The sequence below is a fragment of the Lysobacter dokdonensis DS-58 genome, from assembly GCF_000770795.1.
GTDB classification, from domain to species: Bacteria; Pseudomonadota; Gammaproteobacteria; order Xanthomonadales; family Xanthomonadaceae; genus Noviluteimonas; species Noviluteimonas dokdonensis.
Genome location: NZ_JRKJ01000002.1, coordinates 325,741 through 341,799 on the forward strand (window position 1 = coordinate 325,741; position 16,059 = coordinate 341,799).

Consider the following 16,059-nt stretch of genomic DNA (forward strand, 5'->3'; position numbering starts at 1 on the left):
GAAGGTGCATCGTCCTGCGCGGGACACCCGCCCGACTTGCATCGAGCGGATTTTGCCTCGTCAGTCTTCGCTGTCGGCGATCGGCGTGCCGCTCGACTTCCGTACGATCAGGCTCGCCGGGATCATCTGGCTTTCGACGGGCTCGTCGCGGATCTGGCGCAGCAACGCGTCCACCAGCATTTCGCCGGCACGTTGCGTGTTCTGGTAGACGGTGGTCAGCGCGGGGTTGGTGAAGCGCGCGGTCGGGATATCATCGAAGCCGACCACCGACACGTCCTCCGGCACGCGCAGGCGTTGTTCGGTGAGCGCGCGCATCGCGCCGATCGCGATCAGGTCGCTCGCGGCGAACACCGCGTCGAACGGTTGTCCACGTTCCAGCAACGTGCGCGCGGCGGCGTAGCCGGCGTCTTCCGAACTCTCGGCATCCACCTGCAATGCCGGATCCATCACGACGCCGAGGTCGTGCAACGCGACGCCACACCCGCGATACCGCGCGAAAAACTCCGGATAGTGGCTGCTCGCATCGCCCAGGAAGGCGACCTTCCGCCGGCCCATCCCGTACAGATGCTCACCGACGAGCTGCCCGCCGTGGAAGTTGTCGCAGCCGATCGACACGCCGGGTTGCCCCGGCAGCACCGCGCCCCAGCGCACGAAGTGCGTGCCCTGCTCCACCAGCCGGTCGAGCGTGCTCTGGTACGCCAGGTAATCGCCGTAGCCGAGCAGGATCAGGCCGTCGGCCTTCATGCTGTTCTCGTAATCCGCGTGCCAGTCGTCCGACAGCTGCTGGAAGGACACCAGCAGGTCCTGCCCATGCTTCGCGCAAGCGCGCGTGATCGAACCGAGCATCGACAGGAAGAAGGGATTGATGTGCGACTCGTCGGCCGTCGGATCCTCGAACAGCAGCAGCGCGATGCAACCGGCGCGCTGCGTGCGCAGGCTCGAGGCGTGGCGGTCGACCTTGTAGTTGAGTTCGCGCGCGACGGCTTCCACGCGCTTGCGCGTTTCGATGTTGACCAGCGGGCTGCCGCGCAACACGCGCGAGACCGTCGCCTGCGAAACGCCGGCGCGGTAGGCGATGTCGACGGAGGTGGCCTTGGTCTTCTTGCGCATCACGGCCGAGCATGACAGCGCGGGGGCGGCCGTGTGAAGGCCCGGACGTTGACGGTTCGCACATGAACGGGCGTGCGACCATGGCGGCCATGGCCAAATTTCCCAGCAAGCGCGGCGGCAGCCGCGGCAAGTCCTCCACCTCCACGCCGGCGAAGAAGGGCGCAGGCCCGAAACCCGGCGGCCCGAAGCACAAGGCCGCGCAGCGTCCCGGCTGGATGCCCGCCCCGCCCCCGCCGCCGATGCGCGGCGCTCCGCAGCATGCGCGCCCCGCCGCGCCGCGCCCGGCGCCGCACAAGGATCCGCACTTCGCCCGCGAGTCCGCGCGCTACGAACAACCCATCGCCAGCCGCGAAATGCTGCTGCGCATCCTCGAGGCCAACGAAGGCCCGATGGATGCCGATTCGCTGGCGCAGAAGCTCTCGCTGACCGAACCCGATCGCTTCGATGCACTGAGCAAGCGCCTGGGCGCGATGGTGCGCGACGGCCAGTTGCTGCAGAACCGCAACGGCTCCTACGCCCCCGCCAAGCGCATGGACCTGGTGCCCGGCGTGGTGATCGCCAATCCCGACGGCTTCGGCTTCCTGCGCCCCGATGCGGGCGAGCGCGGCGACGACCTGTTCCTGCCGCCCTTCGAAATGCGCAAGGTGATGCACGGCGACCGCGTGCTCGGCTGCGTCACCGGCATGGACCGCCGCGGCCGTCGCGAAGGTGCGATCGTCGAAGTGCTCGAACGCCGCCTCAACCGCCTGATCGGCCGCTACACGATGGAAGCCGGCATCGGCTACGTCGTGCCCGACGACCGTCGCATCCAGCGCAACGTGCTGATCCCCCCGGGCGAATCGCACGATGCCAAGCCGGGGCAGCTCGTCGTCGCCGAACTGGTGCAGGCGCCCGACACATCGCGCCCGCCCATCGGCAAGGTCCTCGCGGTACTGGGCGACAAGCTCACCGCGTCGCTCGCGGTGGAAGCGGCGATCCACGGCCACGAGCTGCCGCACGAATTCCCGCAGGCGGTGCTCGATGAAGCCACCGCCGTCCCGCTCACCGTCGATGAATCGATGGCGGCCGGGCGCGTCGACCTGCGCAAGGTCCCGCTCGTCACCATCGACGGCGAGGACGCGAAGGACTTCGACGATGCCGTGTGGTGCGAGCCGACGAAGGAAGGCTTCCGCCTGATCGTCGCCATCGCGGACGTCTCGCACTATGTGCGGCCGGGCACGCCGCTGGATGACGAAGCGCAATTGCGCGCCACGTCGGTCTACTTCCCCGGCTTCGTCGTGCCGATGCTCCCGGAGACCTTGTCGAACGGCATCTGCTCGCTGAACCCGAAGGTCGACCGCCTGTGCTTCGTCTGCGACATGCACATCGACCGCGAGGGCGTGGTCACGCGCTCGAAGTTCTACGAAGCGGTGATGAACTCGCATGCACGCCTGACCTACACGCAGGTCTGGAACGCGGTCGGCGACGAGGCGACCGAGGAATTGCGCGAAGAGGCCTTCCAGAAGATCGGCTCGTTGCAACCGCAGATCGACCGCCTGTACCAGCTGTTCCATGTCCTCAAGCGCGCGCGCCAGAAGCGTGGCGCGATCGAGTTCGAATCCTCCGAGGTGCGCTTCGTACTCGGCCCGCAGGGCGAGGTCACGCAGGCCGGCATGCTACAGCGCAACGACGCGCACATGCTGATCGAGGAATGCATGATCGCGGCCAACGTGGAGGCCGCGAAGTTCATCCTGAAGAAGAAGATCCCGGCGCCCTTCCGCATCCACGACAAGCCGCCGGAACAGAAGTACGTCGACCTCATCGAGTTCCTGAAGGAGTTCAACCTCAAGATGCCGGCGTGGGGCAAGGTCGAGCCGCGCGATTTCACCGCGCTGCTGAAGAAGATCCGCGACCGCCCCGACGCCGCGCTGCTGGAATCGGTGCTGCTGCGCAGCCAGTCGCTCGCGGTGTACTCGAACGAGAACCTCGGGCACTTCGGCCTGGCGCTGGAGGCCTACGGGCACTTCACCTCGCCGATCCGTCGTTATCCCGACCTGTTGCTGCACCGCGCGATCAAGCACGCGCTCGCCGGTGGCAAGGAAGCGAACTTCAAGTACAGCGAACACGAGATGGCCGCGCTGACGCTGCAGTGCTCCGAGCGCGAGCGCCGCGCGGACGAGGCCGAACGCGAAGTCGACGAGCGCTACCGCGCCGCGTGGATGGAGCAACACGTCGGCGGCGAGTTCAGCGGCACGATCAGCGGCGTCACGAGCTTCGGGTTGTTCGTCGAACTCGACGAATCCAAGGTCAACGGCCTGATCCACGTGACGCAGTTGCCGAACGACTACTACCACTTCGATCCGGTCCGCAAAACGCTGACGGGCGAACGCAACGGCCGCGAATTCAGGCTCGGGGATCGTGTGGAAATCGTGGTATTGAAGGCCAGCGTGGAAGATCGCCGCATCGATTTCCGTTTGAAGGAAGAGCGCGGCGTGAAACCGCCTCCGCCGCGGGGCGCTCCCGCGAAGAAGGTGAAGCAGCGGTACTGATGCACAGGAGGCATTCGATGCACGGGGGACCCGTCGAGATCTTCTGGACCGGTGGATGGGATTCCACTTTCCTCCTCCTCAGGCTGCTGCTCGTCGACGGCCTGACCGTGCAACCGCTCTATCTGCTGGACCGCACGCGCGCGTCCACGCAGACCGAGATCGACACGATGGATCGCATCCGCGATGCGCTCGCGCATGCGCATCCGGGCACGCGTACGTCGCTGCTGCCGACGATCATGGCGGAGGTCGCGGACATCGCGCCCGACGCGCAGATCCAGGCCGCGGGCGACCGCATGAGCGCGCAACATGGCGTCGGCAATCAATATCCGTGGATGGCGCGCTACTGCAAGCAACATGGGAAGGACGACGTGGAAATCGGCGCCGAGCGCGCGCGCCACGTGCATGGCGCCGGTCTCGTGCTGTTCGACAACCTGTCCGAACCGTTCCCTTGCTCCCGTGGCTACATGACGCGCCGCATCTTCTCCGACGCACCCAGCCACGACGCGTGGTTGATCTACGGCGCGTACTCGTTCTCGTTGATCGACACCACCCGGCAACAGATGGTCGACGAGGCGAAACGCAACGGCTGGGGCGCCTTCATGGGCCTGACGTGGTTCTGCCACAGCCCCGCCGGCGAGCGCCGCCCCTGCGGCCTCTGCAACCCCTGCATCAACGCGATCCAGGAAGGCTTCGGCTGGCGCATCCCGCGCTCGCGCCGACTGTTGTCGGCGGTGTACCAGAAGACGTTGTGGCCCTTGCGGAAGACCGCGCGGAAGCTGGTGTTGCGGCGGCGGTTGGCGGCGGCGGAAACCTGATCAATCCGCCACGTGCCGCCGCGCGCGCGACATCGCGCGGTCCAGTTCGGTCTTCAATGCAGGCTCGGTCACCGGGGCATCGAGGACGTACACCGCGACGTCGTGCGGTGCCACGGTCGCGTCGAGCGTTCCGCCAGCTGCGACATTCACGGCCGTCCCCGCGAACACCGACTTCCACGCGCCCGGCTGCAGTGATGCGCGCACGCTGAACTGCGCGGGCGCGTCGCCCTTGTTCAGCAGCACGAGTGCGATCTGCGCGGACTTGCCCTGCTGCAGCACGCGATAGAACGCCGCATGGTCGCCCTGCATTTCGACATTCACCTGCAGGCCGCGTTGCAACGCCGGGGTTTGCGCGCGCAGGTTCGCGATCCGGCGCAACTGGCGGTAGATCGGGCTGTCGGCCGCCGCGTCGATGCGGTCCTGCCCGTAATAGTTGCGGTTGCCGGTGTGTTCCGCGGTGCCGCGTTCGAAGCCGGTTTCCGAGCCGTAGTAGACGACGGGAATGCCGCGCAGGGTGAACAGCGCGTTGTTCGCATCGATGAAGCCGGCGTCCGTGGCGTCCAGGCGGGCCATGTCGTGGTTGTCGTAGAAGGTCATCAGGTCGTACGGGTTCGCGTACGGACCGTTCGTCAGGTACAACGCCTTGTCGATGGCCTCGAAGCCGGCGCGCGGTTTGCCGAACGCTTCGCCGAACGCCTTCTGCAGCGGGAAATCGAGCACGCTCACGCCGGCGTTCTCGGGCCAGGTCTGCTCGGCGATCTTGTTGGCGTCGTAGTCGAACGCTTCGCCGAACATGAAGAAGCCCGGATGCTTGTCGCGGATCTTCGTGACGAACTGGTGCCAGTACGAATGCGGCATCCACGGAATGGTGTCGATGCGGAATGCGTCGGCGCCCTGCCCGATCCACTGTTCGTACGCGCCGAGGAAATACGGCAGCACGCGCGGATCGTTCTCGTTGATGTCCGACAACTGCGCCAGGCCGGGCTTGGTGTTGTAGAACGCGTTGAGCGGGTTCGACGGGTCGAGCTTGCCGGGCGCGAGGTTCATGTGGTCGGCGATCAGCTTGCCGTCCTTGTCGTAGATCTCGCCGTACTTGGGCTGGTCTTTCGGCATCGTGTATGCCGGCGAGCCGTGGTTCTGCACGATGTCGAGCACCGTCTTCAGGCCGTGCGATTTCAGGCCTTTCGTCAGGCCGCGGAAATCGAGGTTCTTGCTCGGCAGATGTTCGTCGAGCTTGTAGAAATTCACGCCCCAGTAGCCGTGGTAACCGGTCTTGCCCCGGTCGGTCCACATGCCGCCCCACTTCACGGGGTCGCCGCCGGTGAAGGCTTCATCCGGCTGGTCGATGATCGGGGTCAGCCACACCGCGCCAAAGCCGAGGTCCTTGATGTATTCGGCGTTGTCGAGCAAGCCGCGGAAGTCGCCGCCGAGGTAACCGACGTTGTCGGACTTGCCCTTCGGTGCGCCGGGCACGGGGCGATCGAACGTGTGGAGCGCCGCGCCCTTGCCCTGGTCGCGATGGTCGTTGGTCTTGTCACCATTGACGAAGCGATCGGTGAGCACGAAATACACCGCGTCGGCCGCGAATGGTTCGTTGGTGCCGTAGTACTCGACGGGCTTGGGCGCTTCGGCCTTGGTTTCCGGCGCCGGCGGAGGCGCGGGTTGCGTGCAGCCCACCAACGCCGTCATTCCCGCGCAGGCGGGCATCCAGAACCACGACGCACGTTGCAACATCCTGCGAGCCTTCACGACGCAACTCCACTCTGGATCCCTGCTTTCGCGGGGATGACGGCGCCAGGCTCCCGCACGCGCAGCACGCACAACCCGGCCACGATCAGGCTCGCACCACCGATGACCAGCGCATAGATCGGCTGGTTGCCGAAGAAATACTTCAGCATCAGCCCCAGCAGGCTGGCCGCGACCAGCTGCGGGATCACGATGAAGAAATTGAAGATGCCCATGTAGACGCCCATCTTCCCCGCAGGCAGTGAATCCGAGAGCAACGCGTACGGCAGGGACAGGATCGACGCCCACGCGAAGCCCACGCCCACCATCGACAGCAGCAGCCATTGCGGCTCGCGGATGACGGCCATCGACAACAGGCCCAGCCCGCCCAGCACGGCATTGATGAGATGACTCGTGCGCAGCCCCCAGCGCTTCACCATCCACGGGATCACGATGGCCGCCAGCGCCGCGAAGCCGTTGTACGCGGCGAACAACACGCCCACCCAGTTCGCGCCCTCGTTGTAGGCGGCCGAAGTGGTGTCCGTGCTGCCGAAATGCACCTGCGTCACCGCCCCGGTGGTGTAGATCCACATCGCGAACAAAGCGAACCAGGAGAAGAACTGCACGACCGCGAGCTGCCGCATCGTCTGCGGCATGTCGTACAGGTCGTCCATGATGTTCGAAAAACCGCCCGCTCCCTGGACCAGCGTACGGATCAGCAACGCCAGGCCGTAGCCGGCGACCAGGCCGCCGAGCACGTACAACTCGCGCGCCCACCCCTGCGTCCACACGGCGACGACGAACGCCAGGCCGGCAATCAACCATGCCAGCGCCAAAACGCGCATGCGCGTGGCATCGCGCGCGCGGGGCGCGATCGGTGGCGCCTCATCCCACGCATGCAACCGCTCCGGCGGATACTCGCGCGTCGTCGCAATCGTCCACACGATCGCGCCAAGCAGCACCGCGCCGCCGAAATAGAACGCCCAATGCACGGTCGCCGGCACCTCGCCGGGGCCTGCGGTATTGGACACGCCGAACTTCGCCAGCAACCACGGCAACAGGCTCGCGATCACCGACCCCACGCCGATGAAGAAACTCTGCATCGCGTAACCGGAGGCGCGCTGCTTCACCGGCAACTGGTCGCCGACGAACGCGCGGAACGGTTCCATCGAAATATTGATCGACGCATCGAGGACCCACAGCAACCCCGCCGCCATCCACAACACGGGCGAGTTCGGCATCACGAACAACGCCAGCGACGCGAGGACCGCGCCGACGAGGAAGTACGGCCGCCGCCGCCCCAAGCCCGTCCACGTGCGATCCGACAGATACCCGACGATCGGCTGCACGATCAGCCCCGTGAGGGGCGCGGCGATCCACAGCATCGGGATGTCGTCCATCGGCGCGCCGAGCGTCTGGAAGATGCGGCTGGCGTTCGCGTTCTGCAGCGCGAACCCGAACTGGATGCCCAGGAAGCCGAAGCACATGTTCCAGATCTGCCAGAACGAAAGCGTCGGCTTGGCGGTGGGTGTCTGCGTCATCGCGAGGATCCTTGTCGAATCTCAGGGAAGCGGCACGATGGTGAGCGCGCCGATATCGGCGGTGTTGAGCGCGCCCGAAGCGCCGCCCTTGCCGCCGGTGTAATGAATGAAGTGGTCCAGGTCGCTCATGTTCGGTCCGCGCAACAGCACCAGCTTGCACTGCGCACCGGCGCCGGCTTCGAAGATGGCGGACGTCGAATCGGTTTCCGTTTCGTTGTGCGGCATCACGATGGCGTTGAACTGCGGCCAGTCCCGTTTCGGCTTGTCGCAATCCACCGCGAAGTTGAACACCCCTGCGGTGATCCCGGTGTTGATCGGCCCGTTCGCGTTGCGGTAGCGGAACGTGGCGCGATACTGGCCAGACTTCGGCGCGGTCCATCTGCGCACGCTCTTGCCTTCCACCGTTTGCGAAGGGCCGACGCACGTCGTGCGCGACGGCAGCGATTCGACGCGGTCGCCCATGTTCGTTGCGCTGAAGCATTGCGAAGCGCCGGTCGCGGCGACATCGACAGTCTGCGCGCTCTCGTAGCGGCCGATGCGCTTGCCGTCGGCGTACAGCACGGTGTTGGCCGGCATCGCGACGCGCCAGGCGTCCCCGACGCGCTCGGGTTTCGGCGCTTCCGGCTGCGGGGGCGCGAACTGCGCGCCGTTGCGCAACAAGCGCTGCACGAAGGCGCCCTGCGGCACGAGGTCGACGACCGTCTCGCGGCCTTCCGTGCGCGAGGTTCCCGCCACCAGCAATCCACCGGTGCCGGAATTCTCCGGCTTGCGCAGCACGATGCGGCGTTCTGGCAGGTCGAGGGCGATCGTGTCGCTGTCGCCGAACAATGTCGGCACCAACTGCGTCGGCAGCATCGGTTTCACCGAGCCGTCGTCCTCCAGGCCGAACACGCCGCGCATCACCATGTCGAGGTAACCGGCGACCGACCACAGCTGCCGCTTCGAATTCACTACCGGCCCGCTCAACGGCCCGTCTTCGAAATGCACCGCCTGCGTGGTGAGTTCGAAGTTCTCCATGTTGGAACCGGCCGTCGCCGCGCCGCGCATCAGCGAGCGGATCTCGAATGCGATGCGCTCGGAATCCTTCGTCGTGCGCGCCGCGCGCAGCGCATAGGCGCTCACGAACGGCCACATCGCGCGGTTGTGGTAGATCGGCGTGTTCGGCTGCTGCGGCCAGATCACCGGGCTGCCCAGCGCCGCGACGGGATAACGCGACAACGCACGCCGGGCGCGCTCCGGCGGCGCGACGCCCGAGGTGATCGCCAGCGAAATGCCGAGCAGGTCGTAGCTGTCCACCGGCACGGGATGGAACGCGGTGCCGATGTAGCTCATGTACGTGCCGCGGTCTGCGTTCCAGAAATGGCGGTTGATGGCCTCGCGCAGTGCGTCGGCCTTCGCCGCGTACATGCCGGCGTTGTCCTTGTCGGTGTCGCCGTTCTCGCGGTTGAGCCGTTCGGCGAGGCGCAACGCTTCGTAATGCAGCACGTTGGTCGACAACGCGAAGGATTCGGCGATGAACGTCGTGTCCTTCGCGGTCCACGCCGGATAGTTCTGTTCCCGCCAGTCCAGGAACGAGGTTTCGCCGCGATAGAGGCCCACGTGCGGGTCGAAGGCGAACCGATCGTCCTGCGAGAGCGTCAGGAACAGCGCCTGTTCGACCTCCTCGCGGAACGCCCGATCTCCCAGCAGGTGCCGCGCGGCGAGGAACCACACGACGCGATCGGTACTGACGGGCCAACTGCCGCCCGAGCCGGTGTCCTGCGCCACGAGCTTGCCGCGGTACTGCGCGACGCCGCGCGTGCGCACCGCGCCCAACTTGAACCGCAGGGACGTCTTCGTCCGCTCCGGGTCCAGCCGCGCCAGCGCCAGGTCCGCCGCATACGACAGATCGCGCGTCCACACGTAGTGCCACTTCTCGCCCGTCTCGAAGCACACGCACGGAAACGGCTTCTGGTCGTTGAACGACCAGTCGGTGATCGCGTCGACCTTGTCCTGTTCCAATTCCGTCTGGGCCAGCGCGAAGAGGCGATCGAACTCCGCGCTGCCCGTTTGGGTCCGCATCGCCGGTTCGCCGGCCAGGGCGAACGCCGGCAGCAGCGCCGCCGCGAACGCCGCCATCGCCCTGAAGCCTTTCGGTAACCGACCGGTCATGCGCCCCCCTTCTTCGCCCCATGGTAGTCGAGCGGCCTTCGGATGGACGTCGCGCCTGCAAACGTATTCAATGCGCGGCCGCGGCTGCGCCGTGGAAGATGAGCGCATCGCGCCGCGTGAGGATCGGCATGCGCGCGGCAGGCAATTCGAGGGATCGCATGGACAACAATCGCTGGTGGCGTGGCGCGGTGATCTACCAGATCTACCCGCGCAGCTTCCTGGACACGGATGGCGACGGCGTCGGCGACCTCCCCGGCATCCTCGACCGGCTGGACTATGTCGCCAGCCTGGGCGTGGATGCGATCTGGATTTCCCCGTTCTTCAAGTCGCCGATGGCCGATTTCGGTTACGACATCGCCGACTATCGCGCGGTCGATCCGCTGTTCGGCACGCTGGAGGACTTCGACCGCGTGCTGGCGAAGGCGCATGCGCTCGGCATCCGCGTGATGATCGACCAGGTGCTCAGCCACACCTCGATCGAGCACGACTGGTTCACCGAAAGCCGCCAATCGCGCGACAACTCCAAGCACGATTGGTACGTGTGGGCCGATGCCCGCCCCGACGGCACGCCGCCCAACAACTGGCTGTCGATCTTCGGCGGCGTGGCCTGGCGCTGGGAACCGCGGCGCGGCCAGTACTTCCTGCACAACTTCCTCGCCTCGCAGCCCGACCTGAATTTCCACAACCCGGACGTCCAGGCCGCGACGCTCGACAACGTGAAGTTCTGGCTGGATCGCGGCGTCGACGGCCTGCGCCTGGACGCGATCAACTTCTGCTTCCACGACACGCAACTGCGCGACAACCCGCCGAAACCCGAGGCGTTGCGCACGGGCCGCGGGTTCAGCGCGGACAACCCGTACGCATTCCAATACCACTGGTTCAACAACACGCAGCCGGAAAACCTGCCGTTCCTCGAACGGTTGCGTGCGCTGCTCGATCGCTATCCGGGCGCGACGTCGCTCGGCGAGATCTCCTCGGAAGATTCGCTGGCGACGATGGCCGAGTATGTCGGCGAGCAGCGCCTGCACATGGGCTACAGCTTCGAGCTGCTGACCGATGACAAGAGCGCGGGCTACATCCGCAAGACGGTCGAAACACTCGAAACGCGCATGCCGCATGGCTGGCCGTGCTGGGCGATCTCCAACCACGACGTCGTACGCGCGGTGTCGCGCTGGGGCAACGGCGTCGACGACGCGGAACATGCGCGGCAACTGATCGCGCTGGTGAGTTCGCTGCGCGGGTCGGTCTGTCTGTACCAGGGCGAAGAACTCGGGCTGACGGAAGCCGAAGTCGCGTTCGAAGACCTGCAGGACCCCTATGGCATCGCCTTCTGGCCGAACTTCAAGGGTCGCGACGGCTGCCGCACGCCGATGCCGTGGTCCGATGCGACGCATGGCGGGTTCACGGAAGACAAGCCGTGGCTCCCCGTTCCCGACGCGCATCGCACGATCAACGTGGCGGCGCAGGACGCCGACGCCGGGTCCGTGCTGAACGGCGCGCGTGCGTTCCTGCAGTGGCGCAAGCAGCAGCCGGCCCTCGTGCATGGCAGCATCGCGTTCCTGGACGCGCCCGAGCCGATCCTGTGCTTCGAGCGCCGTGACGCGGCGCAGTCCATGCTGGTCGCCTTCAACCTGTCGGATGCGCAAGTCGAATGGACACTTCCCCAGCGCGCGGCCACGCCGATGCAAGCCCCGGGCACCACGACGGGCGCGCTCCGCGACGGACGCCTGGTGCTGCCGCCGCGCGGCGTGGTGTACGCCACGTTCTGAGTGCGCTCGCGGCGCTGTGCGTCGCGGGGTTCGCGTTGCCGGCGTTCGCGGAATCGCCTACGCGTGCCGATTGCGATGATCCGACGCCGTTCACGGTACTCGGGACGCGTTGGCAGGCATTGGAGCGTGCGCTCCTGTCTCCGGTGGAACTCGATGCGCGCTACGCGGATGCCGCCGACGCACTGGTGCTGGGCGCCTCGCCGAAAGGATTCGCCGTGTGGGCGCCGACGGCGGACAACGTCGCGGTTTGCGTGTACGACGGCCCACGTTCGGCCGCCACGGGCCTCCACGCGTTGCAGTTCGACTTACGCACCGGTGCATGGCATGCCTCGATTCCGGTCCGTGAGAACACGTATTACGTCTATCTCGTCGATGTCGGCGTGCCGGGCACGGGGTTGGTGCGCCAACGCGTGACCGATCCGTACTCGGTCGCCCTCGCCGCCAACGGCACGCGCAGCTTGTTCGTCGACCTCGATTCCCCGGCGACGAAACCCGAAGGCTGGGATCCGAAATCCACGCCCAAGCGCATCGAAGCGCCCACCGACCTGGTCGTCTACGAACTCCACGTCCGCGACTTCTCGCGCGACGACGCCACCGTACCTGCCGCGCATCGCGGCAAGTACCTGGCTTTCACCGATTCCGAATCGAACGGCATGCGCCACCTGCGCGCGCTCGCCGACGCGGGTGTGACGGACATCCACCTGCTGCCGGTGTTCGACTTCGCCACCGTGCCCGAGGTCGGTTGCGATCCCGCGGGCGACAAAGCGCACGACTGCTTCAACTGGGGCTACGACCCGGTCCATTTCAACGCGCCAGAGGGCAGCTACGCGAGCAGTGCGGACGGCAACGCGCGCATCGTCGAATTCCGCCGGATGGTGCAGGCGCTGCACGCAGCGAACCTGCGCGTGGGCATGGACGTCGTCTACAACCACACGATGGCCGCGGGCCAGGCGCAATGGTCGGTGCTCGACCGCATCGTCCCCGGCTATTACCACCGCTACAACGACGACGGCACGCTTGCGACGTCGACGTGTTGCGCGAACACCGCCACCGAGCGCCGCATGATGGCCAAGCTCATGCGCGATTCGGTGGTGCTGTGGGCCACGCAGTACGGCATCGACTCCTTCCGCTTCGACTTGATGGGCCACCAGCCCCGCGCGGCGATGGAAGATCTGCAGCGCGCGTTGAAGGCCGCGACGGGGCGCGACATCCCGCTGATCGGCGAAGGATGGAACTTCGGTGAAGTCGCCGACGGCAATCGTTTCGTGCAGGCCTCCCAGTTGTCGCTCGCCGGCTCGGGCATCGCGACGTTCAGCGATCGCGCCCGCGACGCCGTGCGCGGTGGCGGACCGGGCGATGCGATGCCCGCGCTCGTCGACAGGAAAGGCTGGATCAGCGGCGGCGCCACGCAAGGCAACGCCGACTTGGTGCGCATCGGGCTGGCCGGCACGTTGCGCGATTACGTCCTCGACGGCCGCACGCTGTCATCGCTCGACTACAACGGCCAGCCCGCCGGCTACGCATCGCAGCCGGGCGAGGTCGTCAATTACGTCGAGAACCACGACAACCGGACGCTCTACGACATCGGCCTGCTGAAGCTGCCGAAGGACACGCCGCCCGGCGAACGCGCACGAGTCCAACTGCTCGGCACGGCGACCACCGCCTTCAGCCAGGGCATCGCCTACTTCCACGCCGGCATCGACGTGCTGCGCTCGAAGTCGCTGGACGGCAACAGTTTCGACTCGGGCGACACGGCCAACCGGCTCGACTGGACGTATCGCGACAACGGTAGCGGCGCGCGCCCGCAGGACACCGCGTTCATGCGCGATGCGTTCCGCGATCTGCTCCGGATCCGCGCGAGTTCGACCCTCTTCCGCCTGCGCACGCGCGAGGACGTCATGCAGCGCCTGACGTTGCCGCAGACCGGCACGCCGGAGGTGATCGCCGGCCGTCTCGACGGCAAGGGGCTGGCGGGCGCGCGGTTCCCGGCGGTCCAGTACTTCCTCAATGCGTCGACGGCCGTGCGCACCTTGACCCTGCCTGCATCGGCGGGCGAGCCGTGGGTCCTGCATCCGGTGCATCTGTCGCCCACCGCTGCGGATGCGCGCGCGCGCGATGCGAAGTTCGACCGCACGACCGGCGCGTTCACGATTCCGCCGCGCACGGCCGTCGTGTTCGTACAATCCGAGAGCGCGACGCTGCCCGACCTGCTGACGTTCCGCCTGCCCGCGCGCTTGTCGACGGACGAGGACATCACGGTCGACGTGCAACTGCCCGAAGGCTACGACGCCGGGCACCATTACCCGGTGCTGTACCTGGACGACGGCCAGGACCTGGCCGACGTGCACGTGCGCGACACGCTGGAGAAGGTGCGCAGCGAATTGGCTCCCTTCATCGTCGTGGCGATCCACATGCCGCGCGACCGCATGGCGGGGTACGGGCTCGCCGACCGCGTCGCGGGCCGGAGCGTGGTCTCGCCGACGAAGTACGGCCCCGTGGGCGCGAATGCGCATGCGTATTCCGAGTGGGTCGTGCGCACACTGGTGCCCTACGTCGATGCGCACTGGTCCACGCGGGCCGATGCGAACGGACGGGCGATCCTCGGTTGGTCGCTGGGCGGGATCAACGCGTTCTCGCTCGGGTGGAACTATCCCGAGGTGTTCGGGCGAATCGGGGCGTTCTCGCCGTCGTTCTGGCTCGCGGATGCGCAAGACCGGCGCATCGCGCAGGAACTCGTGCGCAGCTCGCCGGCCAAGCCCGGGTTGCGCGCGTACTTCGCCCTGGGCACGAAGGAAGAGGAAGGCGACCGCGACAAGGACGGCGTCATCGACGTGATCGATGACGCGAACGAACTGGCGACGTTGTTGCGCGAACGTGGCGGCAACGATGTCGTGGTGGTCGAACTGCCGGGCGGGATTCACCGGCAGTCGTCGTGGGCGGTGATGTTGCCGGGGTTCCTGCGCTGGGCATTCCCCCGGCGCTGATCACCCCGTCATCTGCTCCAGCTCCATCCCCTTCGTTTCGCGCACCGCGCGATGGACGAAGACGAAGGAGATGACCGCGAACGTCGCATACAACCCATAGGCGAACGGCAGGCCGATTTCGGCCAGGTCCGGGAACGTCGCGGTGATCACGAAGTTCGCGAGCCACTGCGCCGAGGCCGCCACGGCCAAGGCGATCGCGCGGATGCGGTTCGGGAACATTTCGCCGAGCAGCACCCACACCATCGGCCCCCAGCTCAGGCCGAAGAACACGACGTACAGGTTGGCCGACACCAGCGCGACCATGTTCCAGGGCGCGGGCAACGACAAACCGTCGGCCGTCGCCGCCGCATGCGAGAAGCACAGCGCCATCGCGCCCAGCGTCACCGCCATGCCGGCCGAGCCGACCAGCAGCAGCGGCTTGCGCCCCACCTTGTCGACCAATGCGATGGCGACCAGCGTGACCAGCACGTTGACGATGGAGGTCGCCACGGTGATGGAGAACGCGTCGGACTCGCTGAAGCCCACCGAATGCCACAACGTGGACGAGTAATAGAAAATCACGTTGATGCCGACGAACTGCTGGAACACCGACAGCAGGATGCCCACCCACACGATCGGCAGCAGGCCCATGCGCGGGCCGCGCAGGTCGGCCAGGCGCGGCACGTATTCCAGTTTCAGGCTGTCTCGGATATCGGCGATCTTGGCGTCGAGCGCGGGCTCGCTGCGCATGTCGAGGACATCGCGCAGCACGCGCTTGGCCTGGTCCAGGCGGCCCTTCGCGACGAGATGGCGCGGCGATTCCGGCACGCCGAACACCAGCGCGCCGTAGATCAGCGCCGGCACCACCGCCACGAGGAACATCCAGCGCCACGCGTCCAGCCCGAACCACAACGGTTGCGCCGCACCGCCCGCGGTGTTGGCCAGCCACGCATCGGCCAGCAGCGACGCGAAGATGCCGAGCACGATGGCGAGCTGTTGCATCGACCCCAACCGCCCACGAACGTGCGCCGGCGAGATCTCCGCGATGTACGTCGGCGCGATGACCGACGCCACGCCCACGCCGATGCCGCCGACGACGCGCCACAGGATGAGGTCCCATACGCCGAACGCGAGCCCCGCGCCCAACGCGCTCACCGCAAGGAAGGCCGCCGCCACGCGCATCGTGTGCACGCGGCCGAACCGGTCGGCCAGCGGTCCTGCGTACCACGCGCCGAGCGCGGAACCGAGCAACGCGCAGGACACGGCGAAGCCCGTGGCCGAGGCGCTGAGCCCGAATTCGCCGCGGATGGCGTCGACCGCACCATTGATCACGGCGGTGTCGTAACCGAACAGGAAGCCGCCCAACGCGGCGCAGGCGGAGATCAACAACACGCGCAAGGTGGCGTGCTGTTCGATCGCGGGTGCGGCTGTACTCATGTGGATCCTCTCCCCGAGGT

9 protein-coding genes are annotated in these 16,059 nt (G+C 66.9%); 4 read left to right on the top strand and 5 right to left on the bottom strand.

Annotation, left to right across the window (positions count from 1 at the left end; all coding sequences use genetic code 11):
• Positions 1 to 60: 60 nt before the first annotated feature.
• Positions 61 to 1,110, bottom strand: a complete 1,050-nt coding sequence (locus LF41_RS01930) for a LacI family DNA-binding transcriptional regulator (protein WP_036164958.1) — start codon at positions 1,108 to 1,110, stop codon at positions 61 to 63.
• Positions 1,111 to 1,190: 80 nt separating this feature from the next.
• On the opposite strand from LF41_RS01930, the gene rnr reads away from it, so the two are divergent.
• Positions 1,191 to 3,638 carry a ribonuclease R gene (gene rnr / locus LF41_RS01935; protein ID WP_152599833.1) on the top strand — a complete coding sequence of 816 codons (2,448 nt, stop codon included), beginning with the start codon at positions 1,191 to 1,193 and terminating at the stop codon, positions 3,636 to 3,638.
• Between the two features lie 17 nt (positions 3,639 to 3,655).
• Complete coding sequence (locus tag LF41_RS01940; RefSeq protein WP_036164960.1) at positions 3,656 to 4,453, top strand: hypothetical protein; 798 nt, start codon at positions 3,656 to 3,658, stop codon at positions 4,451 to 4,453.
• Here LF41_RS01940 and LF41_RS01945 read toward each other — a convergent pair whose 3' ends face one another.
• The 3 genes from LF41_RS01945 to LF41_RS01955 are packed head-to-tail and all read right to left on the bottom strand — an operon-like array spanning position 4,454 to position 9,870.
• A complete protein-coding gene (locus LF41_RS01945; RefSeq protein ID WP_052116088.1) occupies positions 4,454 to 6,142 on the bottom strand; it encodes an alpha-amylase family glycosyl hydrolase in 1,689 nt (562 codons plus the stop codon).
• A gap of 56 nt (positions 6,143 to 6,198) precedes the next feature.
• On the bottom strand, positions 6,199 to 7,719 hold the full coding sequence (locus LF41_RS01950) for an MFS transporter (RefSeq protein WP_036164963.1): 1,521 nt from the start codon (positions 7,717 to 7,719) through the stop codon (positions 6,199 to 6,201).
• A gap of 21 nt (positions 7,720 to 7,740) precedes the next feature.
• Positions 7,741 to 9,870 carry a glucosidase family protein gene (locus LF41_RS01955; RefSeq protein ID WP_152599834.1) on the bottom strand — a complete coding sequence of 710 codons (2,130 nt, stop codon included), beginning with the start codon at positions 9,868 to 9,870 and terminating at the stop codon, positions 7,741 to 7,743.
• A gap of 158 nt (positions 9,871 to 10,028) precedes the next feature.
• Here LF41_RS01955 and LF41_RS01960 point away from each other — a divergent pair, with 158 nt between their 5' ends.
• Together LF41_RS01960 and LF41_RS01965 are read left to right on the top strand one after the other, a co-directional pair.
• The gene (locus LF41_RS01960) at positions 10,029 to 11,639 is read left to right on the top strand and encodes an alpha-glucosidase (protein WP_036164967.1); all 1,611 of its coding nucleotides are present in this window, start codon (positions 10,029 to 10,031) and stop codon (positions 11,637 to 11,639) included.
• Positions 11,640 to 11,758: 119 nt separating this feature from the next.
• A complete protein-coding gene (locus LF41_RS01965) occupies positions 11,759 to 14,623 on the top strand; it encodes an alpha-1,6-glucosidase domain-containing protein (protein WP_237577577.1) in 2,865 nt (954 codons plus the stop codon).
• Here the strand turns inward: LF41_RS01965 and LF41_RS01970 are convergent, their stop codons facing one another.
• Positions 14,624 to 16,039, bottom strand: coding sequence for a sugar porter family MFS transporter (locus tag LF41_RS01970; protein WP_036164970.1), 1,416 nt, complete (start codon positions 16,037 to 16,039; stop codon positions 14,624 to 14,626).
• Between the last annotated feature and the right edge of the window lie 20 nt (positions 16,040 to 16,059).